Source organism: Asanoa ishikariensis (assembly GCF_900107455.1).
In the GTDB taxonomy this organism is placed as follows: domain Bacteria; phylum Actinomycetota; class Actinomycetes; order Mycobacteriales; family Micromonosporaceae; genus Asanoa; species Asanoa ishikariensis.
In genome coordinates, this window is record NZ_FNQB01000004.1 from 799,062 (window position 1) to 824,116 (window position 25,055).

Annotated in this window: 22 protein-coding genes; 17 read left to right on the plus strand and 5 right to left on the minus strand. The window is 70.9% G+C overall.

What is annotated here, in order from left to right; genetic code table 11:
* The first annotated feature begins 161 nt into the window (after positions 1–161).
* The 6 genes from BLV39_RS36410 to BLV39_RS36435 all read left to right on the plus strand — a co-directional run bounded on the left by BLV39_RS36410 (position 162) and on the right by BLV39_RS36435 (position 5,312).
* Positions 162–1,322, plus strand: a complete 1,161-nt coding sequence (locus BLV39_RS36410) for a DUF1996 domain-containing protein (protein ID WP_176985250.1) — start codon at positions 162–164, stop codon at positions 1,320–1,322.
* Positions 1,298–1,894, plus strand: a complete 597-nt coding sequence (locus BLV39_RS36415) for a DUF305 domain-containing protein (protein ID WP_143050041.1) — start codon at positions 1,298–1,300, stop codon at positions 1,892–1,894. The genes BLV39_RS36410 and BLV39_RS36415 overlap by 25 nt, the downstream gene beginning before the upstream one ends.
* A gap of 244 nt (positions 1,895–2,138) precedes the next feature.
* Positions 2,139–2,768: a YoaK family protein gene (locus BLV39_RS36420; protein WP_090802493.1), complete on the plus strand. Its 630-nt coding sequence runs from the start codon at positions 2,139–2,141 to the stop codon at positions 2,766–2,768.
* 252 nt (positions 2,769–3,020) lie between these two features.
* Positions 3,021–3,983 (plus strand): hypothetical protein, encoded by a 963-nt coding sequence (locus BLV39_RS36425; RefSeq protein WP_090802496.1) that lies wholly within the window; start codon positions 3,021–3,023, stop codon positions 3,981–3,983.
* Between the two features lie 40 nt (positions 3,984–4,023).
* Positions 4,024–4,536, plus strand: a complete 513-nt coding sequence (locus BLV39_RS36430) for an EXPERA domain-containing protein (protein WP_090802499.1) — start codon at positions 4,024–4,026, stop codon at positions 4,534–4,536.
* Positions 4,533–5,312 carry an SDR family NAD(P)-dependent oxidoreductase gene (locus BLV39_RS36435; RefSeq protein ID WP_090802501.1) on the plus strand — a complete coding sequence of 260 codons (780 nt, stop codon included), beginning with the start codon at positions 4,533–4,535 and terminating at the stop codon, positions 5,310–5,312. Before BLV39_RS36430 ends, BLV39_RS36435 begins: the two co-directional genes overlap by 4 nt.
* Before the next feature lie 45 nt (positions 5,313–5,357).
* On the opposite strand, the gene BLV39_RS36440 is transcribed toward BLV39_RS36435, so the two are convergent.
* From BLV39_RS36440 to BLV39_RS36450, 3 genes are all read right to left on the minus strand, one after another.
* Positions 5,358–5,756 (minus strand): DUF805 domain-containing protein, encoded by a 399-nt coding sequence (locus BLV39_RS36440; RefSeq protein ID WP_090802503.1) that lies wholly within the window; start codon positions 5,754–5,756, stop codon positions 5,358–5,360.
* 133 nt (positions 5,757–5,889) lie between these two features.
* On the minus strand, positions 5,890–6,696 hold the full coding sequence (locus BLV39_RS36445) for an alpha/beta fold hydrolase (protein ID WP_090802506.1): 807 nt from the start codon (positions 6,694–6,696) through the stop codon (positions 5,890–5,892).
* A gap of 48 nt (positions 6,697–6,744) precedes the next feature.
* Complete coding sequence (locus BLV39_RS36450; protein WP_090802509.1) at positions 6,745–8,931, minus strand: BREX system ATP-binding domain-containing protein; 2,187 nt, start codon at positions 8,929–8,931, stop codon at positions 6,745–6,747.
* 117 nt (positions 8,932–9,048) lie between these two features.
* On the opposite strand from BLV39_RS36450, the gene BLV39_RS36455 reads away from it, so the two are divergent.
* The 5 genes from BLV39_RS36455 (at position 9,049) to BLV39_RS36475 (ending at position 16,369) form a co-directional block, all read left to right on the plus strand.
* A complete protein-coding gene (locus tag BLV39_RS36455) occupies positions 9,049–10,287 on the plus strand; it encodes an ROK family transcriptional regulator (protein WP_090802902.1) in 1,239 nt (412 codons plus the stop codon).
* A gap of 139 nt (positions 10,288–10,426) precedes the next feature.
* Complete coding sequence (locus BLV39_RS36460) at positions 10,427–13,105, plus strand: glycoside hydrolase family 38 N-terminal domain-containing protein (RefSeq protein WP_090802511.1); 2,679 nt, start codon at positions 10,427–10,429, stop codon at positions 13,103–13,105.
* A gap of 36 nt (positions 13,106–13,141) precedes the next feature.
* Complete coding sequence (locus BLV39_RS36465; protein WP_090802513.1) at positions 13,142–14,059, plus strand: carbohydrate ABC transporter permease; 918 nt, start codon at positions 13,142–13,144, stop codon at positions 14,057–14,059.
* Between the two features lie 17 nt (positions 14,060–14,076).
* Entirely contained in the window at positions 14,077–14,979 is a 903-nt protein-coding gene (locus BLV39_RS36470; RefSeq protein ID WP_090802904.1) for a carbohydrate ABC transporter permease, read from the plus strand.
* Positions 14,980–15,031: 52 nt separating this feature from the next.
* On the plus strand, positions 15,032–16,369 hold the full coding sequence (locus BLV39_RS36475) for an ABC transporter substrate-binding protein (protein WP_090802516.1): 1,338 nt from the start codon (positions 15,032–15,034) through the stop codon (positions 16,367–16,369).
* 60 nt (positions 16,370–16,429) lie between these two features.
* Here the strand turns inward: BLV39_RS36475 and BLV39_RS36480 are convergent, their stop codons facing one another.
* Positions 16,430–18,001, minus strand: coding sequence for a right-handed parallel beta-helix repeat-containing protein (locus BLV39_RS36480; RefSeq protein ID WP_090802519.1), 1,572 nt, complete (start codon positions 17,999–18,001; stop codon positions 16,430–16,432).
* A 54-nt stretch (positions 18,002–18,055) separates the two neighbouring features.
* On the opposite strand from BLV39_RS36480, the gene BLV39_RS36485 reads away from it, so the two are divergent.
* The 6 genes from BLV39_RS36485 to BLV39_RS36510 all read left to right on the plus strand — a co-directional run bounded on the left by BLV39_RS36485 (position 18,056) and on the right by BLV39_RS36510 (position 23,939).
* A complete protein-coding gene (locus tag BLV39_RS36485) occupies positions 18,056–20,383 on the plus strand; it encodes a glycosyl hydrolase family 95 catalytic domain-containing protein (protein WP_090802521.1) in 2,328 nt (775 codons plus the stop codon).
* An 87-nt stretch (positions 20,384–20,470) separates the two neighbouring features.
* The gene (locus BLV39_RS36490; protein WP_090802524.1) at positions 20,471–21,247 is read left to right on the plus strand and encodes a hypothetical protein; all 777 of its coding nucleotides are present in this window, start codon (positions 20,471–20,473) and stop codon (positions 21,245–21,247) included.
* Positions 21,248–21,373: 126 nt separating this feature from the next.
* Positions 21,374–22,129 (plus strand): hypothetical protein, encoded by a 756-nt coding sequence (locus BLV39_RS36495; RefSeq protein ID WP_143050042.1) that lies wholly within the window; start codon positions 21,374–21,376, stop codon positions 22,127–22,129.
* 9 nt (positions 22,130–22,138) lie between these two features.
* Positions 22,139–22,405, plus strand: a complete 267-nt coding sequence (locus BLV39_RS36500) for a hypothetical protein (RefSeq protein ID WP_090802530.1) — start codon at positions 22,139–22,141, stop codon at positions 22,403–22,405.
* A gap of 31 nt (positions 22,406–22,436) precedes the next feature.
* On the plus strand, positions 22,437–22,907 hold the full coding sequence (locus BLV39_RS36505) for a PH domain-containing protein (protein WP_143050043.1): 471 nt from the start codon (positions 22,437–22,439) through the stop codon (positions 22,905–22,907).
* Positions 22,908–23,141: 234 nt separating this feature from the next.
* Complete coding sequence (locus tag BLV39_RS36510; RefSeq protein ID WP_090802536.1) at positions 23,142–23,939, plus strand: class I SAM-dependent methyltransferase; 798 nt, start codon at positions 23,142–23,144, stop codon at positions 23,937–23,939.
* A 145-nt stretch (positions 23,940–24,084) separates the two neighbouring features.
* Here the strand turns inward: BLV39_RS36510 and BLV39_RS36515 are convergent, their stop codons facing one another.
* A complete protein-coding gene (locus BLV39_RS36515) occupies positions 24,085–25,038 on the minus strand; it encodes a CU044_5270 family protein (protein WP_090802538.1) in 954 nt (317 codons plus the stop codon).
* Positions 25,039–25,055: the final 17 nt, after the last annotated feature.

Below are 25,055 nucleotides of genomic sequence, written 5' to 3' on the forward strand. Positions count from 1 at the left end.
CAAAAACCTCACCACGGTTTTCCGTTATCCGTGGCCCCTACCACGAATGCCAGTCGAGTGACCTGCAAACTCTCCTTATCTTCGGCTTAAGCCGCGGCCGTCGGCGATCATCGGTACCTACAGTTCGGGCTGCCCTGCTGCGTTTGGCCCGAGAGGCTCCGATGTCCCAACCCACTCCCGCACCGCGTCGCCCTTTCCTGCGCCGCCGGTCCACCCTCTTCGTCGCGGTCCCGGTCGTCGTGGCCCTCGCGGCGAGCATCGCGGTCACGACCGCGTATGCGCGTTCCGCCGACCCGAAGCCGGCGTCGGCCGGCGGGGTCGAGGAAGTCAACACCGCGGCCCTGCCGGAGGAGTTCGGTGTCGAGCCTGGCGGGACCACGCCGTCCGCCGGGACGCCCTCGGCCACGCCGAAACCGACCGCTTCGCCGTCAGCCCCCGCGACGGCGCGGTCGGCGCCGCCCGCCCGGCCGGGCTGGGTCGCCGTCGATCCGACCAAGCAGGCGGCTGACGTCCGGGCGTTCTTCGCGATGAAGCCGCGCAAGGTCACCAACAACCCGGTGAAGGTGCCGGAGTTCAACGCGTCGTGCAAGGCGAGCCACCGCAACGACGACGACCCGATCGTCGCGCCCGGGCTGAAGGGCGCCTCGCACAACCACACGTTCATGGGCAACACGAGCACGAACGCGTTCTCCACCGCGCAGTCGCTGTTCGCCAACAAGAAGACCACCTGCACGCCGGCCCAGGACCACTCGGCGTACTGGATCCCCACGCTGCTCCAGAACGGCAAGGCGGTGAACCCCAGCGGCGTCACCGTCTACTACGGATCGCGGCTGAAGGACCCCGGCAAGACCGTGCCGTTCCCGATGGGCTTCCGGATGATCACCGGGGACGCCAAGAACCAGAAGGACACCCCGGACAAGCAGGGCAACCACTTCTGGTGCGGTGGCATCGGTGGGGAGACCGGCCGCACGCCGGACGGGGAGTGGCCGGTCTGCGCCAAGACCGCGAACCTGGTCCGCCAGGTCACCTTCCCGGACTGCTGGGACGGCAAGCACCTGGACAGCCCCGACCACAAGTCGCACGTCGGCCCGGCCGACCGCGACGGCAAGTGCTCCGGCAAGTTCCCGGTGGCGATCCCGTCGGTGTCGTTCGTCATCGGCTACCCGCTGAACACCAACATGACCGGCATCAAGCTGGCCTCCGGTACGGGCTACTCGATGCACGCCGACTTCTTCAACGCGTGGGAGCCCAAGGCGCTCGCCGAGCGCGTCCGTAACTGCGTCAACCAGGGCGTCAAGTGCGGATCCAACGGCCAGTTCTGAGCCCGGCCGCCGCACGCCGACTGGCGGCCGTTGGGGTGCTCGTCGCCACGGCCGTAGCCGTCCCGCTGACCGTGGCGACGACATCCTCCCGGCCGGCCACCCCCGCGGTGGCCGGCCCGGCGCCCACCGCTTCGGCTGCGGCCTACCTCGGTGCCACGGACATCGCGTACCTCCAGTTGATGATCCCGATGGACGTCGGCGCGGTCCGGCTGGCGGCGCTGGCGCAGGACCCCGCCCTGGCGGCCGTCGTCGCCGACCACCCGGCGGAGCTCGCCCGGATGCGCGCCCTGCTGAGGGCGGCCGGGCTGCCGGACGGGGACCTGCACGACGGGCACGAGCTGCCCGGCCTGTTCAGCGAGCGGCAGATCGACGAGGTGGCCGCGCTGTCGCCGCCGGCCCGTGACGCGCGCGTGGCCGACCTGCTCCGCGAGCACCTGACGCAGGGGGAGCGGGTCTCGGCGAGCGCGGCGGAGGTGGCGGAGGACCCGGCGGTGCGGGCGCTGGCGGTCGAGTTGGGCGCGGCGCGTACCAGCGAGCTGGCGCGACTCAAGCCGGGCTTAGGTTCGGGTTAAGCACCCGCCACCGGGGACGAATGCCTCGTAGAGTCGGCCCGCGCCAACCGATCAAGAGAGGCTCCTCGATGCTCCGTCCACGTTGGTCCGTCCGGTGAATGCCCGGCCGCCGGACCCGCGCCGTCGCCGCCGCACCCTGCCGCGCCGCCCGCTCCGCCGTCGCCCCTCGGCCCGCCGCCCACCCCGCAGACTGGGCTGATCCGGTTCTGCCGCGAAAGTCCAATTTGTCGCGTACGGTGATCCCGTGGTGCTGGCGGGGTTGGCTCGGCGCGGCGGGCGCCGGGTCACCCCGCTCTCCCTTGCCGCCTGCGCCGGCGTGGTCGACGTCGTCGCGTTCGCCGGACTGGGCGGCGCCTTCGCCAGCATCGTCACCGGCAACCTCGTCGTCGTCGGCCTGGGCATCGGCACGGCCGACGACCACATGTTCGCGACGCCGGCGGTCGCGGTCGCCGGCTACAGCGCCGGCGTGCTGTGGGCCCAGGCGACCCCGCGCTGGCGTTGGCCGGCCCACCTGGTCGTCGAGCTCGCGCTGCTGGGCGCGTTGACGGCCGGTTGGGTGGCGACCGACGGCCGGCCGGGCCGGACCACGTCGTTGTTGCTGTTGGCGACCGCGGGCGTCGCGATGGGCACGCAGAGCGTCGTGGCACACCGCATGCACGAGTCGACGACCTACATGACGGGCACGTTGACCGGTGCGCTGCACGACCTGGTCGCCGGTCAGCGCGGCCGCCGCGCCGCCGCTCTCGGCCAACTGGCCGCCCTGGCCGCGGGGGCCGTTGTCGCCGCCGTCCTTTTCCAGACGGCCCGTTGGTCCGTACCCCTGCTGGCGATCGGCCTTCTCCTGCTCGCGATCGTGGCCTTCCACCGCCCCTAGCGTCTGCTGGTCAGACAGGCGCTCATCTCGTCCACGAAGCGGGTACAGCCGCAGATGCAGACAATCTCCGGTCGGTCGGGCACGGCTGCGTCCTTCGGGTCGAAACGGAAACCGTCATTGTGCGCGTCGCGGTCGCGGGCGGGAGGCATGGCCCGTGCCTAGGGGCTGCGCGGTAGGAAGCGGGGGCATTATCTTGATGCCCGTCTGTGGCCGACCGTGGCCACAGCGCACGAGTGGCAGCAGAGGCGAGACATGTATCCGGACCCTTCCTACCCGCAGCAACAGCCCGGCGACCCGGCCGTGCCGACCGGTGGCTACCTGCCCCCGCCGCAGTTCGCGCCGCAGCACGCCGATCCGCTGATCAGCCCGAATTACGGCGGTTGGTGGAACCGAGGTGTGGCGATCGCCAAGGCCGGTTGGCGTCCGCTGGCGGGGCTGCAACTTGTCGGCGTGGTCCTGGCGCTGCTCGTGCAGGCGCCCGCGGCCATCTTCATCGCGTTCGCGTCGGACGACCTCGAGAACTCGTTCACCACGGCGTCCGACACGGGCGCGAACCCCGATTTCACGCCGTTCATCGTGCTGATGTCCCTGACCGTGGGCGCGGCGCTGCTGGCGATGCTCCTGGCGACGGTAGTGACGCTCGCCAGCGTGTACGTCGGGGTGAGCATCGCGGTCGGCGTCCCACCGCGGATGGACGACGCGTTGCGGATGGCCGTCCGCCGGCTCTTCCCGCTGATCGGCTGGCAACTGCTCGCGATACCCATCTACCTGGTCGCGCTGTGCCTCTGTGTGCTGCCGATCTTCTACGTGGCGGCCGTCTTCGCGGTGCTGCCGGTCGTGGTCGCGGTCGAGCGGACCAACGCGATCGGCCGCTGCTTCACCCTGTTCCACCGCGACTTCGGCGCGGCGGCGGGTCGGATCGCGACCATTCTCGGCCTCACCATCGGCGTCGCCCTGATCGGCGCGATGATCGGCGGCATCGTCGAGGCCGCGACCGGCGTCTCGATGTCCAACAATGCCGGCATCATCACCGGTTCGATCGTGTCGACACTGCTGACCTCGGTGATCTCCGGCGCGGTCGCGGTGCTGCTCGCGCCCCTGACCCTCACGGCATACGCGGACCTGCGCGCGCGTGTCGAGCCGACCAACGCGATGACCATCGCCCAGCAGCTCGGCGTCGTCCCGCCGCCCAGCCCCTGGCTGCCCGCAACTTAGATCTTGTTGAGCCGCTCGTGCAGGGGCCAGGATCTGATTCATGACCGTGCCCCTGCGCGAGCGCAAGTTCGACTGGTTCTTCGTGGGCTTCTTCGCCGTCAACGCGTCCGTCATCACCTACATCGTCGACCTCGAGCAGATCGTGGTCCGCGACCCCGACAACTTCAACTATCCACTGTGGCCGCCCGCCGGCGCGATCGACCTGGTGCACTGGTGGGGTGAGAACTTCGACCCGCTGTTGATGGCCCGCCCGCCGTTCTGGCAGATGACGATCTGGATCGACCTGATCTTCTTCGGGCCGTTCTACTTCTTCGCCCTGTACGCGTTCATCCGCGGCCGCAACTGGATCCGGGTGCCGGCGCTGGTGTGGTCGGGCACCATGCTCGCCAACGTGCTGATCATCCTGATGGACGAGCGGTACGGCGTCACCAAGGCACCCAACTTCGCGATCGTCCTGGCCGCGAACGCCGCCTGGCTGCTCACCCCGTTCCTGATGATGTGGCGGATGCGGCGGGACAACCCGTTCACCCGGCCCGAACCGGTGACCGCGTGAAGCCCGGCTTCGCCGACCGCTACGGCCCATGGGCGCTGGTCGCCGGGGCGTCCGAGGGCCTCGGTGCCGCCTTCGCGCACCGGCTGGCCGAGCACGGCCTGCACCTCGTCCTCGCCGCCCGCCGCGCGGAGCCGCTGGCTGAGCTCGCCGCGGCGCTGCCGACCAAGACGGTCACGGTCAGCGCGGACCTGTCGACAGTGGAGGGACTGGACGCCGTCACCGCGGCGACAGCAGGTCTGGACATCGGCCTGGTGGTCGCGAACGCCGCCTACTCACCGATCGGCCGGTTCGTCGAGATGGACCCGGCGCTGACCCGCCGCGCCGTCGACCTCAACTGCCGGATGCCGCTGGAACTGGCCCACCGCTTCCTTCCGCCCATGGTGGCGCGTGGCCGCGGCGGCTTCGTCGTCATGTCGTCGCTGGCCGGCATGCAGGGCTCGCCGCCCATCAGCGCCTACGCGGCGACCAAGGCGTTCGGCGCCATCCTCGGCGAAGGTCTCTGGGCCGAGCTACGGGGCACCGGGGTCGACGTGCTCACCTGTGTCGCCGGCGCGGTCGCAACGCCGAACCTGGCCGGTGCGAAGGCCCGTCCGGCACCCGGCACGCAGACACCCGACCAGGTGGCGCGGGCGGCGTTGCGCGGTCTCGGCCGTGGGCCGCGGGTGGTGCCGGGCCTGGGCATGCGCGTGTCGTCGGCGCTCATGTCACGGCTGCTGCCGCGCCGCACCGCGATCGCGGTCATCGCCCGGGCCTCCCGGGACCTGACCGCCCCGTAAAAGCGGGTGGCTGGCCCGGACGGGCCAGCCACCAACCGCGAGACGTCAGGAAGCGAAGCCGGGCGCGACCGCGCCCTGCTCCTTCGGGTTGGCACCGAAGCGGTTCGTGCCGGGCTTGCTGTCGCCGGCCATGAACACGATCAGGACGATGGCGCCGATGATCGGGATCAGCGCGAGCAGCACCCACCAGCCCGAACGGTCGGTGTCGTGCAGGCGGCGGATCGCGACCGCCAGACCGGGAAGGAACAGTGCCAGGCCGACGATGCCGCCGATGATGCCGGTGCCGGACGTGGTGGTGTCGAACAGCACGCTGTCGAGGATCCGGGCGACGACGTTGACGAGGATGCTGAAGACCACGAACCACCAGTACTCGGAACGGCGGGCGCGGCCGGAGAACCCGACGTAGTTGGTGAGAACGGCCTTGATCGAGTCAGTGAAGGACATTACCTGTCTCCGGTGTCAAAGGGTGGACCTGCATGATCGGTGCCAACGGATCGAAGCAGCTCGACATCTCGGAAACAATGGCCGTCCAGTCAGACCAGGTCAGCCCGCTCGGCGGATCATTCGGGTCGGCCGGTCACCGTACGGGCATCGATGGAACCCCTTGCGCGGCTAGGATCCCGGCCAGCTCGCGGGGCCGTGCGAGGTGCGGAAAGTGGCCGCTGCCCGGCAGCACGGTGACGGCCACGTCGGGCAGGGCGGCTTCCAACCATTGGCGGTACGCGGGGTCCGGCTCCGCCCCGGTCACGTAGTCGTAGGCGATGCCGCTCGCACCGATGATGGCCAGGTCACTGGCCCGTCGCTGGGTGAGCCGCTCCACGGGCTCGGTCAGCACCTCGTGCCAGTAGCCGAGCAGCAGGTCCCGCGGTGGTGTCCCGGCCGCCTCGACCAGTGGCCGGGCCTCTGGCGGCAGCAGGTCGACGCCCATCCGATCCATCATGGACCGCCACACCCGTCCGTAGTCCGGGCCGCGCAGCACCGGTTCGACCTGACGCAACATCGCCGCGAAGCCGCCGACCAGCAGCGGCTGGTCCACATTGATCACCCGGCTCGCGGGATAGGCGGCCGCGTAGACGGTCGCCAGGACGCCACCGAGCGAATGGCCGACCACCACGGGCGCTTCGAGCCCGGCGTCGACCACCGCGGCGCGGACCGCGCGCGCGACCTCGTCCAGCCCGTAGCTGTCGCGGGCGGGCGAGCCGCCGTGCCCTGGCAGGTCGACGGCCAGCACGCGCCGGCCCGGGTCGAGCCGGGCGAGCTCCGCCAGCATCGGTGACCACTGGCGCCGGTCGAAGCTGAGTCCGTGCAGGAGCACCAACGGCGCGCGCTCGTCCGTCTCGCCCAGGATGTCCGCCGCGAGCCCACCAAAGAGTTCAGTCCCCATGCCCACGTAGGCGTAACAGCGGGAGCGACATCCCGTTCGTGGTCCGGGTCACAGTCGCCAGCGGCCCGGCCCACCGGGAATCGGCTGGTAGCGGAAGAGCCGGCCCGTGTGCACGGACGCGCGCAGGTGGGCGCCGGCGAGCGGGGCCGCCGCCGAGAGCCGTTCTAGGGTGGTCCGCAGCGCGCGGGTGGCGTTGACCCGCGCCCGTTCCGCCTCGTCGGACACGGTCCGCGGCCGACCGCCGAGCCCGGTCGCCCGGCGCAGCTCGGCCAGCAGCGCGGTGCGCTCTGCCTCCGTAGCCGAAGCCCGGTCAGCGTCGCCGGCCCGGTCGGCCGCCGCGAGCTGCTCGTCGAGGACTTCCAACCGGCGGCGATACGCGGCGCGTGCGGTGTCGTCGAGCACGGGGTCGCCCGGCGTCACCCGCAGGCCGGCGCCACCGGCGACGAGGTCGAGCGCGGGAATCTCCTGCCCGGGTGCCGCCAGCAGCGCGCGCAGGTAGTGCACCCCACGGCCGTCGCGGAGGCGGGCCGTCTCCGACCCGGCGTCCAGCCGCCAGTCGTCACCGTCGCGCAGCAGTGCCCACTCGTCGGCGGGCGGGTCGAGGTCGGCCAGCACACCACGCAGGCCCAGCCGCTCGGCGATCGACCGGGCCCGCGCGAGGTCACCGGCCCCGCCGGCCCGCGTGGCGAGCGAGGAGGCCAGCCACGGCAGCGTTCCGGCGCGTTCCTCCAGCTCGACCGCGCGGTCCAGGTGGGCGACCGCCTCCGCCGGCCGGTCCAGCCGGAGCGCGAGCCGGCCGAGGTAGTCGTCGACCGGTCCGCTGATCGTGTTCGCGCCGCCCCAGACCACCAGCCGTCCGGCGAACGGCAGGAGGGCGTCGTACAACGCCCGCGCCGCCGCCGCGTCCTCGGCCCGGGCCGCCACGGTCGCGAGCTCCGCCGCCGCGGCGAGCCAGCGCGGGCCGGTGCCGGCGAGGACGGCCGGCAGTGTCCGGGCCAGTTCGAGCTCGGCCTCGGCGGCGTGACCAGTCTCGGCGAGCACCCGGGCCAACGTCGCCTCGAAGAAATGTCCGGGCAGCCGGCGGGCCAGCGCGCGCAGCGTGTCGACCTCGCCGCTGGTGTCGCCCCTGAGCTGGAGGAGCGGGCCGCGCAGCGTGGCGAGCAGGCGTTCCGTGTCGGCCACTCCGGCGCGGCGGCCCCGCTCGGCCACCTGGCCCATCAGGTTCTCGGCGGTGTCGAAGCGGCCGCGGATGGTCGCGAGCATCGCCTGGCGGGCCAGCACCACGACCGCCACCTCGCTGTCGCCGGCCAGCTCGCCGGCGCGGGCGTACGCGGTCAGCGCGGTCTCGGCGCCGGCCAGGTCACCCAGCTCCGCGCGGGCGACGAAGGTCCAGAACAGCCCGCGCAGCTCGAGCCGGGCGTCGCCGGCCGCCCGTGCCTGGGTGACGATCTCCGCGGCGGTGGTCAGCCGGTCGCGCGCCGCTGCCGGATCCCAGAGTGCGTGCAGCCGGGCGTCCAGCACCTCGGCGAGCACGCCGGGGTCGGCGGCCCGTGCGAGCGCCACTGCCTCGGCAACCAGCTCCTGGCGGCGTGCCGCCGAGGTGGGGTCGCCCAGCAGTTCACGGGCGAGCCGGGCCAGCACCCGCGCCCGGGTTTCCGCCGGGCCAGGCCGCGTCGTCGCCTCCTCCAACAGCCGGATCAGGCCGGCGTCCAGTTCGAGGAACTCGGCGCGCGACGGAGTCGTCAGTGCGAGCTGGACGACCGCATCGCCGGACGAGCCGGCCAGCTCCGCCGCGAGCCGGAGCGCCGGCCCGGGCACGCCTCCCGTCGCCAACCACAGCGCGTGCACCGCACCGTCCGGCAGGTTTCCGACCAGCTCGGCGAGGTCCGGCTCCGACAGCCCGCCCAGCCGGAGCTCGGTCCCGACGCCGAGCGGCTGTCGGCTGGTCGCGACCACGACGGTGCCGGGCAGCGACGCGAGCCGGGTCAGGTCCTCCGCCGCCGTGTGGTCGGGGTCGTCGACGACGAGCAGCCGCGGACCGGATCCGTGCGGGTCTTCCGAGTGGAGCACCGGCACCCCGCGCGCCTGGGCCAGCTCCGCTGCCGCGTCCGCCAGCGCGGTCTTGCCCGAGCCGGCCGGACCGATGACGACGATCACTCCGCCGTGCCCGCGCGCTGCCCGGTCGAGGGCCTGCCCGACCGTGGCGAGCTCGCGGCGACGTCCGACCAGATCCACGTGACCAGCCTAGATACGGTGCGGTCGGGCCGCCGTGCGCCGGTCCGTCGCTTGCTTCTGCGCCGCGTTTCCGACTTAATAGCTTCCACGCCAGGTACGCGGGAGGGCGAGGCAGTGGTGTTCACGGGCTCGAATTTGCCCGCGGTCGGCGAGTACAACCAGACCGTCGTCCTCGACGCCATCCGTCGCCACCCGCACGGCAGCACCCGTTCGAAGCTCGCCACGTTCACCGGGCTGAGCTCGATGACCGTCGCCAACGTCTGCCGCCGGCTGCTGGCCAGCGGGCTGGTCGAGGAGCGCGGCACACACGTCAACGGGCCCGGCAAACCGGCGGCCATCCTGCGGCTGAACCCCGGTGGCGGGTTCGCGATCGGCGTGCACATCGACCCCGCCGTCGTGACGTACGTGCTGGTTGACCTCGCGGGGGAGGTGCGTGACCACACCCGCAGCGGCACGCCGTCCGCGCAGGATCCCGAGTCGGTGATCGACGAGATGGCCCGCTCGATCGACGCCCTGATCACGACGTCCGGGGTCGACCGCTCCCGGTTGCTCGGCATCGGCATCGCCACTCCCGGCCCGGTCAACATCGAGGACGGCATCGTGCTGAACCCGCCGATGCTGCCGCACTGGCACCGGGTTCCGCTGCGGACGGCGCTGAGCGCCGCGACCGGCCTGCCGGTGCTGTTGGAGAAGGACGTGACCGCCGCCGCGGTCGCCGAGCTCTGGTACGCCGAGCCGTCCGACAGCCGCGACTTCGCGTTCATGTACTACGGCACCGGCCTCGGCACCGGCATCGCGGTGGCGGGCGAGGTCGTGCGGGGGATCAGCTCGAACGCCGGCGACCCCGGCCACATGACGGTGGACCCGGAGGGCCCGCTGTGCGTCTGCGGCCGCCGTGGCTGCGTCGGCTACAGCGTCGTGCCCCGCGCGCTCATCGAGAAGGCGCAGAGCCTGGGCATCCTCGACGGCAAGCTGGCGCCCGGTGCCGAGGGGATCCCCCAGATCGACGAGGCCTTCACCCGGCTTGCCGCGCTGGCCGAGGCCGGCGACGCCCCGGCGCACGCGGTGATCGCCGACGCGGCCCGCCAGCTCGCCCGCGCCGTCGTCGTGATCGTCAACCTGCTCGACATCGAACGCGTCATCTTCGGCGGCCCGTTCTGGTCGCGGGTCGCGCCGATCGTCCTCGATGTGCTGCCCGGTGTCGTGCGCTCCGACCCGGCCCTGGTGCCACCTCACGAGGTGCGGTTCACCGAGTCCGTGATCCCGGTCGACGTCGCCGCGGTCGGCGCCGCGAGCCTGGTGTTCGACAGCACGTTTTCACCCCGCCCGTCCACGCTCCTCATCGCCGCGGGCTGAACTAACTCTCAACGGAACGCTGCGACCTGCCTGAACGGCGGGTGATCTTTCTATTGCGCTGATTTTGAAAACATGATTTTCTAATTGCCGATCAAGCCCCGGTCGCCTCGCGACCGACCAGGAAAGGGCATCGGCCTCGATGCAGAACTACGCCGTCTTCGTCCCGCACTTCCACTGGGACCGTGAGTGGTACGAGCCGTTCCAGGTCTTCCGCCACCGCCTCGTGGAAGCGTTCGACGTCGTCCTGGCCACCGCGAAGGAAGACCCCTCGTTCCGCTTCACCGTGGACGGTCAGACGGCGGCGATCCTCGACTACCTGGAGATCCGCCCCGAGCGGGCCGACGAGGTGCGGGCACTCGCCGAGAGCGGCCGGCTCGCGCTCGGACCCTGGTACATCCTGCTCGACGAGTTCCTCTGCTCCGGCGAGACGATCGTCCGGAACCTCCAGTTCGGCTGGTCGGACGCCAACGCGCTGGGCCGGGCGATGCCGCTGGGCTACCTGCCGGACATGTTCGGACACGTCGCGCAGATGCCGCAGATCCTGCGCCGCGCCGGCATCACGGACGCCGCCCTCTGGCGGGGCGTGCCGGGCAGCGTCGCCGGCCACGCGTTCTGGTGGGAGGCGCCCGACGGTTCGGCGGTGCGCACCGAGTTCCTCTTCGACGGCTACGACAACGGCCTCGACGTGATCCTCGTGCCGGCCGTCATCGACCGGGCACTCGACGACTACTCGCGGATGACGGCGGAGCGCTGGGGCAACGACCCGGTGCTCGCGATGGTCGGCACCGACCATGCCGCACCCGACCCCCGCCTGGGCCAGTGGCTGCGGGCGGCCGACCGGGGCATCCAGATCGCCACCATCGAGGAGTACGTCACCGCACACGCCCGTGACGAGGTGCGCGAGACCGTCCGCGGTGAGCTGCGCAGCCACGTACGCGGCAACATCCTGCCGGGTGTGCTGTCGGTCCGCGCGGAGCTGAAGCGGGCCATGGCCACCGCCGAGCGCACCGTCGACCACGCGGAGCGGTTCACGGCGACCTGGGGCGGCGACGGCGAGGCGCCGTTCCTGGAACTGGCCTGGCGCAAGATCGTGGAGTCATCGGCGCACGACTCGGTCGTCGGCTCGGGCACCGACGAGACGTCGGACCAGGTCGGCGCCCGGCTCGCGGAGGCCGAGCACGCGGCCCGCGGAGTGCGCGACGCCGCGCTCGACCGCCGTGCGGCCGCCGTGCCCTCGGGCGCCTACCTGGTCGCCAACCCGCTGCCGTACGACCGGACCACCGTCGTCGAGGTCGCGGCGGAGCTTGCCGCCGACACCTACGCCGCGCGTACCGGTGACGGTGTCCTGCTGCCGGCCCAGCCGGTGGCCACCGCGCCGACCGTGCTCGGCGACGAGACCGTGCCGGCCGGCGAGCTCGACCGGGTGCTGCGCCGCATCCACCGCCGGGAGCTGTTCGGCAAGCTGATCGACCACTACGTCCTCGAACCCGGCCTGCTGGAGTTCCACCTGGCCGACGTGCCCACCCGGCCCGAGTTCGACCTGATCGCGCTGCGGTCGGCGGTCGCCGCCGCCGAGGCGGAGCATGACGGGCCGTGGCGGGTCCGCACCCTGGCCGCGCCGGTCGTCACGGTGGCCGTGGCGGTGCCGACGCCGGCATCCGGGTCGACCGCCATCCGGATCGAGTCCGGCGCGGTCCCCGACACCGGCGTCACGGTCGACGGGCACACCCTGGCCAACGGTCGCGTCACCGTGACCGTCGAGGCCGAGGGCACGCTGGAACTCGTGGGGGAGGACGGCACCCGCCTCGCGGGAGTCGGCCGCCTCGTCGACGGCGGCGACCGTGGCGACAGCTACAACTACGGCCCACCCCGGCACGACCTGCTCGTGGAGAAGCCGACCCGGGTCACCGTCGAGGTGCTCGAGCCGGGTCCGGTGCGCGGCGCCGTCCGCGTCCTGCGCGACTACGACTGGCCGGCCGCCCTCGCCGACGACGTCGACCACCGCTCACCCACCACCCGCCCGGTCACCGTCGAGACGCTGGTCCACCTGCACGCCGGCGAGCCGTTCGCCCGGGTCACCACCCGCTTCGTCAACCCGTCCGCGGACCACCGCCTGCGGTTCCACGTCCCGCTGCCCGAGCCGGTCACCAGCTCCGCCGCCGAGGGCCAGTTCAGCGTCACCGAGCGCGGGCTGACCAGCGAGGGCGGCTGGGGCGAGTTCCCGCTGCCGACGTTCCCCGCCTCGTCGTTCGTCACCGCCGGCGCGGCCACGGTGCTCCTCGAACACACGGCGGAGTACGAGGTCGTCGGCACCGAGCTCGCGGTGACCCTGCTGCGGGCGATCGGCGCGATCAGCGTCAACCTGCACCCGCTGCGCGACGAGCCCGCCGCGCTGCACCTGCCCGCGCCGGGCGCGCAGTCCCTCGGCCGTGAGGTCGTCGCCCGGCTGGCGATCCTGCCGTCCGCGCGGGGCTGGCGGGCGGCGGGCGCGGTGCGCGCGGCGGAGCTGTTCCGCAACGACGCCTCGGTGCGGCGCGGCGCCGCCACCGCGGACACGCCGCTCCCGCCGTCCGACTCCGGCATCCGGGTCACCGGCAGCGACATCGCGGTCTCGACCGTGCGGCCGGTGGCCGGCGGCACCGAGGTCCGGGTCGTCGCGATGGCCCCCGAACCGGTCCGCGCCGCGCTTCAAGGCCCGTTCGGGGCGGTCGAGACGACCACCCTGCTCGGCGATCCGCTGGATCGCACCGAGGCCGCCGGTGAGCTGACGCTCGAACTGGCGCCCTGGGAGATCCGCACGCTGCGGCTGACCCGCTGAACCCCGGCCCCGTCCAACCCATCGCATGAGGCGGCAATGACGCTAACCAGCACAGCCCGGCGGCTTCGCCGGCCGATGATCCGCGAGCGCAGGCGCGAGACGTGGTACGCCATCGCGTTCGTCGCGCCCGCCGCGATCGGGTTCCTGGTGTTCTACCTCTTCCCGGCGATCCGTGGCGTGTGGCTCAGCTTCACCAACTACGACCTGTTCTCGTCGGGGGAGTTCGTCGGCGGCGCCAACTACGCGCAGATCGTCGACGACAAGGTGTTCTGGAACGCCCTGCTGGTGACGGCCGAGTACGTGGTCATCAACATCGGGCTGCAGACCGCGGTGGCGCTGCTGATGGCCGTGCTCATGCAGCGGCTGGCCAAGTCACTGGTCATCCGGGGCATCCTGCTCGTCCCGTACATGGTCTCCGGTGTCGTCGTGGCCCTGCTCTGGCAGTGGCTCCTGGACTACCAGATCGGCATCGTCAACAACGCGCTCGACTTCGTCGGCCTGCCCCGCCAGTCGTTCTTCGGCGACCCGGCCCTGGCGATCGTCACCGTCGCGCTGATCAACGTGTGGAAGAGCATGGGCTACACGGCGCTGCTGCTGTTCGCCGGCCTGCAGGCGATTCCCAAGGACGTGTACGAGGCCGCGGCCATCGACGGCGCCTCGGAGGCCAAGGCGTTCTGGCGGGTCAGCCTCCCACTGCTGCGGCCCGTACTCGCGCTGGTCCTGATCGTGTCACTGATCGGCTCGTTCCAGATCTTCGACACCATCGCCGTGACCACCAAGGGCGGACCGGTCAACGCGACCCGGGTCATCTACTACTACATCTACGACCTGGCCTTCAACAGGTACGACTTCGGATACGCCTCGGCCATCGCGCTGGTGCTGTTCGTCATCCTCCTCGGGATCACGCTGATCCAACTGCGCATCACCCGCGCCAACAAGTCCGATCTCGCGTGAGCCGGCTGGAGAACCGCATGACCACCATCGCCACTCCTCGCCGGCGGTTCCGGATCGGCCGGGCCGGTGCCTGGGTCCTCGTCGGCGTCTTCATCCTGATCACGCTGTTCCCCTTCTACTGGATGCTGCGCACGTCGTTCTCCACCAACGGCGCGCTGCCGAGCCACTCCAACAGCCTGCTGCCGGCCGAAGGCACCTTGGACGCGTACCGCCGCGTGCTCGGTCTGTCGAGCGTCAGCGAGGCGTTGGAGAAGGGCGGCTCGACCGCGTCGGTGGACTTCTGGCTCTACCTGCGCAACTCGTTCATCGTGGCCATCTCGACCACGGTGGTGCAGACGCTGTTCTCCGCACTGGCCGCCTATGCCTTCGCCCGGCTGCGCTGGCCCGGCCGCAACGTGGTGTTCACCATCTTCCTGTCCGCGCTGATGGTGCCGCCGATCTTCACGACGCTGCCGAACTTCATCCTCATCCGGGATCTGGGACTGCTCAACACGTTCCTGGGCATCGTCCTGCCCAACCTGCTGATGTCGCCGTTCGCGGTGTTCTTCCTGCGGCAGTTCTTCCTCAACATCAGCACCGAGATCGAGGAGGCGGCGCGGCTGGACGGCGCCGGCCATCTGCGGACGTTCTTCCGGGTCATCGTCCCGATGAGCGCCGCGCCGATCACCACGCTGGCGATCCTGACGTACGTCGCCGCGTGGAACGACTACTTCTGGCCACTGCTGGTCGGCCAGGACGAGAACGTGCGGGTGCTGACCGTGGCGCTCGGCATCTTCAAGGCACAGACACCGAACGGCGGCGGACCGGACTGGTCCGGGCTCATGGCGGCGACCGTCATCGCGGCTCTCCCGGTCGTCATCCTCTTCACGCTGCTCGGCAGGCGAGTCATCAACTCGATCCAGTTCTCCGGGGTCAAGTGACGCGTTCCCCGTCGACCCCGGCATCCCCTACAAACGGAAGGAACAACCCACGGTGAAGTGGCGTAAAAGTGCCGCCGTCGCGGCGGCAGCACTGACCGCGGCCGGTGTGCTTGCCGGCTGTGGCTCGTCGGACTCGGATAGCGGTTCCGGCTCCGGCTCCGGCGGCAAGGTGGACCTGAGCTACTGGCTCTGGGATGCCAACCAGCAGCCGGGATACCAGAAGTGCGCGGAGGCGTTCACCGCCGCGAACCCGAACATCAGCGTCACGGTGAAGCAGTACGGCTGGGACGACTACTGGAGCAGCATCACGACCGGCCTGGTCAGCGGCACCGCTCCGGACGTGTTCACCAACCACGCCTCGTACTTCCCGACCTTCGTCGACAAGCACCAGATCCTGCCGATCGACGACGAGAAGGTCGACCTGTCCGCGTACCAGGCCGGGCTGCCCGAGCTCTGGGTCGGCACCGACGGCAAGCGCTACGGGCTTCCGAAGGACAACGGCCTGGTCGGCCTCTACGCCAACGACGGGTTGCTCAAGGACGCCGGCAAGACCGCGGCCGATCTGGCGAACCTGACCTGGAACCCGACCGACGGCGGGACCTTCGAGCAGCTCATCGCGCACCTGACGGTCGACAAGGCCGGCAAGCGCGGCGACCAGCCCGGCTTCGACAAGGGCAAGGTCGCGGTGTACGGACTGGGCCTCAACGGCGCCGGTGACGGTTCGGGCGAGACGATCTGGGCGCAGTACGCCCTGTCGAACGGCTGGCAGTACTACTCCGGCTCGACCTCGAAGCCGGTCTTCAACTACAACGACCCGAAGTTCACCGACACCCTGAAGTGGTTCAAGGGCCTGTCGGACAAGGGCTTCATGCCGTCGTTGAAGGTCGCGTCGAGCGGCATCGGCATGCAGGCGTCCTACGGCGCCGGCAAGTACGCGATGACCACCGACGGCGTGTGGAGCGCCAAGTCGTACTTCGAGCTGAAGGACGTCAAGACCACCATCGCGCCGCTGCCGACCGGCCCCGCCGGCCGCCAGTCGACGACGAACGCCCTGGGCGACGCGGTCACCGCCACCACCAAGCACCCGGCGGAGGCCAAGAAGCTGCTCGTCTTCCTGGGCGGCAAGGACTGCCAGTCGATCGTCGCCAAGGAGGGCGTGGTGCTGCCGGCCATCACCAGCGCCATCGAAGAGGCCAAGGCGACCTTCAAGACCAACGGGATTGACATCCAGCCGTTCCTGGAGCCGAAGACCAGCATCGAGCCGGTCGTGCCGCAGTGGGCCGACGCCATGGCGATCTTCAAGCCCGCCATGGAGGCGTTCCTGAACGGCCAGACCCAGGCCGACAGCTTCGTCGGTGTGAACGACCAGATCAACGCGCTGTACAAGTAGTTAGTGGCAAGGAAGGGACCCTTGTTAACGCTTTCCGCATAACAAGGGTCCCTTACTAACTCAGCACTTGGGTTTGACGTGCGGCTCGGTGCAGTCGACGAACCGGTTGTGCTCCACGGTGATGCCGCTGTGCACGGGGCCGCCGTCCACCGTGTTGGTGGGCTCGACGAGGACGGCCGGCGCGGTCAGGCTCCGGAACTCGTTGTCGCGGATCGTCAGGTCGCGGACCGGGCCGGACTCGAACCAGTCGTTGGCGTCACCCGAGACGAAGATGCCCGCCATCCCGGTGTCGTCGAAGGTGTTGCCCTCGATGACGCAGTGGCCGCGGGCGGTCAGCAGCACGCCGCGGGTCGGTATGCCGGTGATCAGGTTGCCGGCGATGGTGACGTCGGGGGAGTAGCTGATGTTCTCGGCGGCCCAGTCTTCCGTGACCAGGTCGGTCGGCAGCGCGCGGTCGACCGTGACGGTCATGGTGAACGGGTCGTGGCTGTCGTCGCGACCGTTCGGGCCGTCCACCGTTTCGATCCGCGCGCGGATCGCCGTTTCGGCCGCGAGGCTGGCCCGCTCGATGAACTCGACCTCGTCGCCGGGGTGGAACGCGGGGAAGCCGGCGGTCTCCGGGTGGCGATACTCCAGCACGACCGTGCGGTCGTCGGCTCGCTCCTTGACCACGAGGTAGGTGCCGTGCACGTTGATCGCGTCGTCGTGCGCGACGGCGAAGACGCAGTCTTCGATCCTGACCTGGCCACCCATGGACGACAGGTTGACGAAGTCGGCGTAGCTCGCGGTGTACCGGCCGGTTTCGGGGTCGGCCTGGAACCGTACGTCGCTGATGGTGAGGTCGCGGCTGAGTTGGCCGAGGATCCCGAAGCCGTGCAGGTAGCGCACCTGGAGGTGGTCGAGGGCGACGCCTCGGCTCTCCCAGATGAACATGCCCGGGTGGTCGCGGACGGTCGGGCGCATTTGGTAGACGAGGCCGGTGTCGTCGTCGATCGCGTGGTCGTACTCGATGGTCAGGTCTTCCCGGATGGCGCGTACGCCGGTGAACAGCGGGTTGTCGCACCGCCTCGTGCGGCCGGTCCGCGGGTCGTGGACCTGCGTGTAGTCGAGGCCGTCGCGACCGGTCCAGTACGGGCGGCCGCCCTTGCCTTGCTCGCCCTCCCAGATCAGGTGGGTGCCGTCGATCCGCCACATCACGTCTTTCGGCACCGCGATCTGCCGCCAGTCCGGTCCCGCGGCCACGACGCGCGCCTCCACCAGACTTGGTGCGTGGTAGTCGACCGAGAAACCGGCCCACCGCACGTTCTCCGAGTCGATGACGGCCAGGGCGGTCTGCTGGCCGTGCAGCACCAGGGCGGCGCCGGTGCCGGTCACGGTGAGGTCGCGGGCACCCTCGACCAGCATCGCGATCGTCTTCGTGCGGTAGCGCTCGTCGGCGCCCACGGTGTTCGAGACGTAGAGGTCGCGGCGCTCGGCCCGCTCCGGGTAGAGGGCGTAGGTGCCCGGCGGGATCAGCACCTCGGACGGCCCGTCGCAGCCGCAGGCTTCCCGGAACGTGGCGGCGAACGCGTCCGCCGAGTCACGGCGTCCGGTCGGGTCGGCGCCGAAGTCGACGACGTCGAAGACGCGCATGCTTCTCCCTTGACTAGTATGTCCTTACAAACCCACCCTATCGAGAGCGTGTGAATGAGCACCGACAGCCCTGCCTCGCATGTCCACACGCGCGATACGCCGGCCGGCGACTGGCTCGACGCCTTCCCGCTGGGCAACGGCCGCCTCGGTGCGATGGTGTTCGGCGATCCCGTGCGAGAGCGGGTGTCGCTCAACGACGGCACCGCGTGGTCGGGCGGGGTCGACAGCGAGGCCCGGCAGCGGGCCATCTCCGCTGACGATGCCCGCTCGGCGCTCGCCGGCGCCCGAGCGGCGCTGCTCGCCGGTTCGTTCGACGAGGCCACCGCGTGCGTGCAGCGGTTGCAGAGCGACTACTCGCAGAGCTACCTGCCGTTCGGGGACCTGCTGCTGGACGTCACGCACTCCGGGCCGACCTCGGACTACCGGCGTTCCCTCTGGCTGCGGGATGCCTCGGTGGTGGTCTCGTACGCCGTCGGTTCGTCGCGGGTGACCCGGCGTTCCTTTGTCTCCGCGCCGGATCAGGCCTTCGTGCTCTCCCTGTCGGTGGACGGCGACGAGACGGTGGACGTCTCGGTGCGGCTGGACAGCCCGCTCGCCGTGCTCGGGCGGGGCTTTGGCTGGGCGACCGTGCGGCTGCCGAGCGACGCGGCGCCGCCGCACGAGCCGGATCTGCCGTCGCCGGTCTACGACGCGCGGCCGTCGGTGCGCGGCGCCCTGGTGGCACGCTGGGAACACGACGGGACGGACCGGTCGGCCGACGGCGTCATGCGGGCGACCGGGGTGCGCCGGCTGCTGCTGGTCGTGACCACCGCGACCACGTTCACCGCGATCGGCCAGCCGCCGTCGGGTTCCGAGGAGACGGCGCTGGCGGCGGCGACCGTGACCGCGGACGCGGCGCTCGCGGTCGGTGCGGGTGAGCTGTTCGACCGCCACCGCGCGGAGCACCGGCGGCTCTACGACCGGGCCGCGCTGAGCTTCGCCGGTGGAGACGACCGGACCTCGCTGATCGCCTACCTGTTCCACTTCGGACGGTACCTGCTGATCAGCTCGTCCCGGCCCGGCGGGTTGCCCGCGACGTTGCAGGGGCTGTGGAACGAGTCGATGCGTCCACCGTGGAGCGCCAACTACACGGTCAACATCAACACACAGATGAACTACTGGGCGGCGGAGACGGCGAACCTGGCCGAGTGCGCGGGGCCGCTGTTCGACCTTGTCTCGGCCATGCGCACGAGCGGGGAGCGGACCGCACGCCACCTCTACGACGCTCGCGGCTGGTGCGCGCACCACAACACCGACGCGTGGGCGTACACGTCGCCGGCCGGGCGCCGGCGCGGTGACCCCTCGTGGGCGTTCTGGCCGCTGGCGGGGGTGTGGCTGTGCCGGCATCTCGTCGAGCACGTGCGCTTCGGCGCCGACCGGGCCTTCGCCGCCGACGTCGCCTGGCCGGTCGTGACCTCGGCCGCGGAGTTCCTGCTCGACTGGCTGGTCGAGGGGCCGGACGGAAGCCTGTCGCTGTCTCCGTCGACCTCTCCGGAGAACCACTTCGCGGTCGGCGGCGAATCGTATGCGGTGGACGGGACGTCCACTGTCGACCTGACGCTGACTCGCGAGCTGTTCTCGTCGGTCGGGGAGTTGGCTGGGTTGCTCGGTGCGTCTTCCGAGCCGATCGTGGCGTCCGCGGCGGCGGCGCTCGACCGGTTACCAGCGCTTCCCGTTGGTGCGGACGGCCGCGTACAAGAGTGGCTTGTCGATCGGTCTCTTCCTGAGCCGCACCACCGGCACGTCTCCCACCTGTACGCGGTGTTCCCCGGCGACGACACCTCGCCGCGCTTCGCGGCGGCGGCCGCACGCTCGCTCGACGCCCGCGGCGACGACTCCACCGGCTGGTCGCTCGCGTGGAAGCTCGCCCTGCGCGCCCGGCTCCGCCAGCCCGAACGGCTGCCGGCCCTGATCGACCTCGCGCTGCGGCCTGCCGGCGTTCGCAGTGCTGGTGAGCAGGGTGGGCTCTACCCGAACCGGTTCTCGGCCCATCCGCCTTTCCAGATCGACGGGAACCTCGGCTTCACCGCGGCCGTGGCCGAGTTCGTGGTGCAGAGCCACGCGGCTGTGATCGACCTGCTGCCGGCCGTCCCGACGGACTGGCCCGCCGGCCGCCTGCACGGGCTCGTCGCCCGGCCCGGAGTGGTCGTCGACGTCGAATGGGACTCGCGGCAGCGCCTGGTCGCGGCCCGGCTGTCGGCGGCTCGCGCGGTCGCCGTCGAGGCGCGCTGGCAGGACTCGTCCGTGCGGGTCGACCTGGACGCCGGTGGCGAGGTGCACCTGGCGCCCGGCGCTGACGCGCGTTCTTTGGTCGTTCGTGCGAATGGTGCAACCGCGCGGTAGCGCCGCAACCCGCGGCGCGGTCCGCCCGTGAGGACGGTATTGAGCCCGGGCGATGTGCCTGGGCAGTCCTGACCACGGGGGTTCATCGTGCGCAACCAACGACGTCTTCAGCTCGCCACGGTCGGCCTGGCTGCCGTCCTCACGGCGACCGGCTGCACGGCGGCCGGCCCCGCCGACGCGGGCGGCACGGGCGGGGGCGGCGGTGGCGGTGGCATGTCGGCGCCGGTTCCGTCCACCTCGACCGCTCCGGCGACCCTGCCGCCGCTGTCGGCCAGGCCGGTGCCGGACCGGGCGCCGACCGTGATCCCGGTGCGCGCTTTCATGGCGTTGCCCGAGGAGATGCGGTTCGGCCAGATCCGCGTGGGAACCCAGTTCGACAGGGCCGTACCGCCGCTCTGCGGCGGCGAGTTCGCCGCCGGCCGGATGGCTGCGGCTACTGCCGCTGTGGTGTCCGCGTACCAGCTCCGCGACGAACCGTCGGAAGGCAGCCTCTGGCCCGGCGTCGTCTACCAGACGATCCGCACCTACAACGGGAGCGGTTCGGCCGCGTTCATGCGGGGCCTGCGTGCCGATCTGGCGTCGTGCACGTCCTTCACCCGCGCCGGCGTCCCGTTCCGGGTCCGCACCGCGGCACTTTCCGGCGTCGGCGACGAGGCGCTCACCATCGACCTCATCCAGCCGCAGACCGACCTGCCCGGCAACCCGATCGGCGGCGACCAGATCAACCGGATCGTCGTCATCCGCGTCGGTGACACGGTGACGATCCTGTGGGACGCCCCGTACGAGAACTCGAGCAGCAAGCCCGCGGTCGTCGCCGACTTCGCCCGCCGCGCCGTCGACACCATCCATGTCTGGCGGAGCTAGCCCGTTTGGTCCTTCGCACGAATCGCGCACCCGCGGGTTGACGACGCAACTCTCCGTTTGATCCGCACGTCAGGTCGGGTAAGCACCGGGCACCGTGCCCGGCGCACACGATCACGGGGGTTCATCGTGCGAAACCATCGAGGTCTCGGGCTGGTGACGGTCGGCCTGGTCGCTGTCCTCGCGGCAGCCGGCTGCGAGCGGGCCGGCCCTGGCGCCGCAAGCCCGCCCACCACGGCACCGATCCCGTCCACCTCCGCACCGGTCCCGGCCACCTCTTCGCCGGCCGCAACCCCGCCGGCCACCCAGGCTCCGGCGCCGACCGTCATCCCGCTCAGCGCGTTCCTGAAACTGCCCAAGGACATGACCTACGGCGAGAGCCGTCTGCGGGCCGATGTCGACGAGGCACTGCCACGGCTGTGCGGCGACGAGTTCGCCAGCCGCGGCGCGACCGCGGCCAGCGCCGCCGTGAAGACGGTGCACGGGCTGCCCAGGGACCCGCCGGGGACCGTCCCGTCCGGCGTCCTCTACCAGACGATCCGCACGTACCCCGGGGACGGCGCTTCGGTCTTCATGCGGCGCCTGCGCGCCGACCTGGCGGCGTGCAGTTCCTTCACCGACGAAGGCAACTCCTTCCGGGTACGCACGGCGCCACTGCGCGGCGTCGGCGACGAGGCGCTGACCATCGACCTCGTCCAGCCGGCGAGGAACCTGCCCGGCGACCTGGTCGGCGGCTTCCAGACCAACCGCGCCGCAGTCATCCGCGTCGGAGACACGGTGACGATCCTGTGGGACGCCGAGTACGAACGCTCGAACAGCAAGCCCGCGGTCGTCGCGGACTTCGCCCGCCGCGCCGTCGCCACGATCCACGCCTGGCGGCGCTAGCGTGGGCAAATGGGACAACCGCACCTGAGCAGCCATCACCGCCGGACACTGCAGAAGATCCTCGACCACCCGGTGAGCCACAACATCGAGTGGCACGACGTGCTCTCGCTGCTCGCGGAGGTCGGCACGGTCGACGAACGACACGATGGCAAGATCCGTCTTGCCATCGGGTCGGCGAGCGAGGTCATCGAGATCCCGGTGACCAAGGACCTCGACACCGAGACGGTCGTCCAACTCCGCCGCATCCTGACCCAGGCCGGCTACGGAAAGTCCTGACCGTTTGCGGTCGCGGCCTAAGATCCGCGCCATGCCGAGGTGGGAACGGGTCGAAGGAGATTCGGGGAACGTCCGCTACGTCGTGGCCGCGGCCTTCTCGGTCGGCGGCCTGGTCCCGCTGTGCGGCCTGGCAGCCACGGAGGCCCGGCAGTCGGCGCCGCTCGTCCTGCCTTTCCTCCTGGTCTGGTACACGTTGGTCTGGCGGATAGCGCTGGCCGGCGTCTGTGTCGGCGCCGACGGCATCAAGATCCGCTCGGTGTTGCGGACCCGGATCGTCCCCTGGGGACGAGTGGCCCGCGTCTGGGCATGCCCGGCCACCGGCCACGACGCCTGGCAGCTCTGGGTGACCACGCGAGATCCGGACCGCGACCTCCCGACGCCGATCTGGCGCCTGTCGCCAGCGATCAAACGCCGCGGCGCGGGCCGGACGCCAGAACGGGTCATCCTGTCGCCCGACCGCTTCAGCGTGGTGCTCACGACCCTGCGAAGTCGCACGAGCTAGGCGCCATCGCTAGCCCGACGGAGGAGTTCCTTGGCGGGGATGGGGTCCGCGGGCACGCGCGGCATCTTCTCAGTAGGGCCGTTGCGACACTTCCCCGGACGCGTTGACTGCACGACGGTGCTCGACGGACTCCGGCACCGCCTGAGCACGTCCGGATGCCGCGGATGCGTTCGCTCTTGCCTGGCCCGCTCCATCAGCCCGGCCCGCGCGACTTGAAGGGACAACCCCGCAACTATGACCGACGCCAACCGAGGAACCCTGCGCACCACATTCGGCCAGGACGCCGAACTCTACGACCAATGCCGTCCGACCTACCCGCCCCAGCTGTTCACCGAGCTCGCCACCCTGGCAGATCTTGGTCCCCGCTCCCGGGTGCTGGAGATCGGGTGCGGAACCGGCCAAGCGACCCTGCCCCTGGCACAACTGGGATGCACCGTTGTCGCGATGGACCTCAGCCCCGACATGGCCGCCATCGCCCGACGGAATCTCGCGCAGTTCCCGAATGTCACCGTCGTCGCGGCGGCCTTCGAGGACTGGCCGCCCTCGGACGAAACCTTCGACGCGATCCTCTCCGCGACCGCGTTCCACTGGCTTGACCCCGACGTGCGCATGATCAAAGCCGCTGACCTGTTGCGGCCTGGCGGATCTCTCGGCATCGTCTCGACTCACCACATCGCCGGCGGGACGAACGCCTTCTTCGCCGACGCACAACGATGCTACGAACGTTTCGACCCCACAACACCGCCCGGCATGCGTCTGACGAGCGACGACGAAACCCCCGAGGAGGCGGCAGAGTTCGATCGATCGGCACGATTCGGGCCAGTCGAATTCCGGCGCTACGAGTGGCAACAGTCCTATACGTCGCCCGAGTATCTGAACCTGCTCATGACCTACTCCGGCAATCGAGCCATGGCACCGCAGGCACGCAGCGGCCTGTTCGCGTGCATCTCCCACCTGATCGACGACGTCTACAACGGAGCAGTCACCAAGCAGTACCGGACCCGGCTCGCCATCGCCCAAAAAACACCGTGACTCGTCCCGACACCTACCGCCACCTCGGGAACAAAGCGAACAGGCGGAGCCCCTCCAGATTGGACGTACGGCCCACGTTGCCACGCCAGTTCGCGAACCAGCACGGCGTCGGCGGGAGCGGTCGCGAGTTGCGGGCGGATCACCGTCAGGGTAGTTGGCCCGGACGGTCGACGATGGCGACCCGCAGCAGCGCGGCGGCCGTGTGCGGCGACTCCGTGCCGTTGTGTATCACCGAATTGCGGGTGCCGAGGTAGACGTGGGTGTCCCGGTCGAAGATGTAGTCGTCGTTGCCGCCGACGACGCCGGGCATTCGAATCGCCACCCCGTGTCGCCCGGCGGCGTCGACGACGTCGCTCGATATGACTACCGCACCGGGCTCTCGCGCCAGCAGTTCGAACAGCGCGGCCAGCGCCCGGGGAGGCACGTACCCGTTGAGCATCGACCGCGCCGTGGTGTATGCCATGCTCTCGTCCCCGTACACGGCCTTCTCGTCGGCTCCGTCGGGGAGATGCAGGTCGACGGGGTGTTCCCGAAGGTATCGAAGCAGCTCGTCCGGGTCGGTGGGCAGGTCGCCGTGGTACGCGGGCGACGGGAGCTCGTCGAGTTCCTTGGTGGGATCCGCGGCATCGAGGGGCCGGAGCACCCGCAGTTCGCTCCACTCCTTCGATCCGCTCTGCGGCTGATACCTGGCCTGGTTGTGCGCGACGCCTCCGGCCGACTGCCAGAGCTGGGTCCGCACGGTGGTGTACGGGCCGCTGGTCGGTGTCTCCCGCAACGTCGCCAGGAACTCCGTGAAGACGTACTGGTCCGGTCGGGCGGTGAGCTCGGGCTGCTGCTGGGCGGCAGCGGCCGCGAGTCGAAGGATCTGCGCCGCGCTGGCCGTGGACGGCGGCTGATCGCCCACCCGCATGGTCTGGATCGCCAGGCCGCCGACGGTCAGCGCGACCGCCAGCCCGAACGCCCCGGCGAGGCGCCAACCACGAGAAGAGCGGGATGGACGGGCCACCGGAAGCGGCTGCGCCCGCTGCACGACGTGCGCCTTCAAATCGCTGAGGAGCTGTTCCTCGAAACCGTTCGGCGACTGCTCGACCTTGTTCACAGCGTCATCTCCGTTCA

Bases quoted from the DNA above. Each gene is read 5' to 3' on its own strand.
- BLV39_RS36425 (WP_090802496.1), top strand. From the start codon at position 3,021: ATGTATCCGGACCCTTCCTACCCGCAGCAACAGCCCGGCGACCCGGCC.
- BLV39_RS36460 (WP_090802511.1), top strand. From the start codon at position 10,427: ATGCAGAACTACGCCGTCTTCGTCCCGCACTTCCACTGGGACCGTGAG.
- BLV39_RS36430 (WP_090802499.1), top strand. From the start codon at position 4,024: ATGACCGTGCCCCTGCGCGAGCGCAAGTTCGACTGGTTCTTCGTGGGC.
- BLV39_RS36505 (WP_143050043.1), top strand. From the start codon at position 22,437: ATGCCGAGGTGGGAACGGGTCGAAGGAGATTCGGGGAACGTCCGCTAC.
- BLV39_RS36510 (WP_090802536.1), top strand. From the start codon at position 23,142: ATGACCGACGCCAACCGAGGAACCCTGCGCACCACATTCGGCCAGGAC.
- BLV39_RS36500 (WP_090802530.1), top strand. From the start codon at position 22,139: ATGGGACAACCGCACCTGAGCAGCCATCACCGCCGGACACTGCAGAAG.
- BLV39_RS36485 (WP_090802521.1), top strand. From the start codon at position 18,056: ATGAGCACCGACAGCCCTGCCTCGCATGTCCACACGCGCGATACGCCG.
- BLV39_RS36465 (WP_090802513.1), top strand. From the start codon at position 13,142: ATGACGCTAACCAGCACAGCCCGGCGGCTTCGCCGGCCGATGATCCGC.
- BLV39_RS36480 (WP_090802519.1), bottom strand. From the start codon at position 18,001: ATGCGCGTCTTCGACGTCGTCGACTTCGGCGCCGACCCGACCGGACGC.
- BLV39_RS36410 (WP_176985250.1), top strand. From the start codon at position 162: ATGTCCCAACCCACTCCCGCACCGCGTCGCCCTTTCCTGCGCCGCCGG.
- BLV39_RS36440 (WP_090802503.1), bottom strand. From the start codon at position 5,756: ATGTCCTTCACTGACTCGATCAAGGCCGTTCTCACCAACTACGTCGGG.
- BLV39_RS36470 (WP_090802904.1), top strand. From the start codon at position 14,077: ATGACCACCATCGCCACTCCTCGCCGGCGGTTCCGGATCGGCCGGGCC.
- BLV39_RS36445 (WP_090802506.1), bottom strand. From the start codon at position 6,696: ATGGGGACTGAACTCTTTGGTGGGCTCGCGGCGGACATCCTGGGCGAG.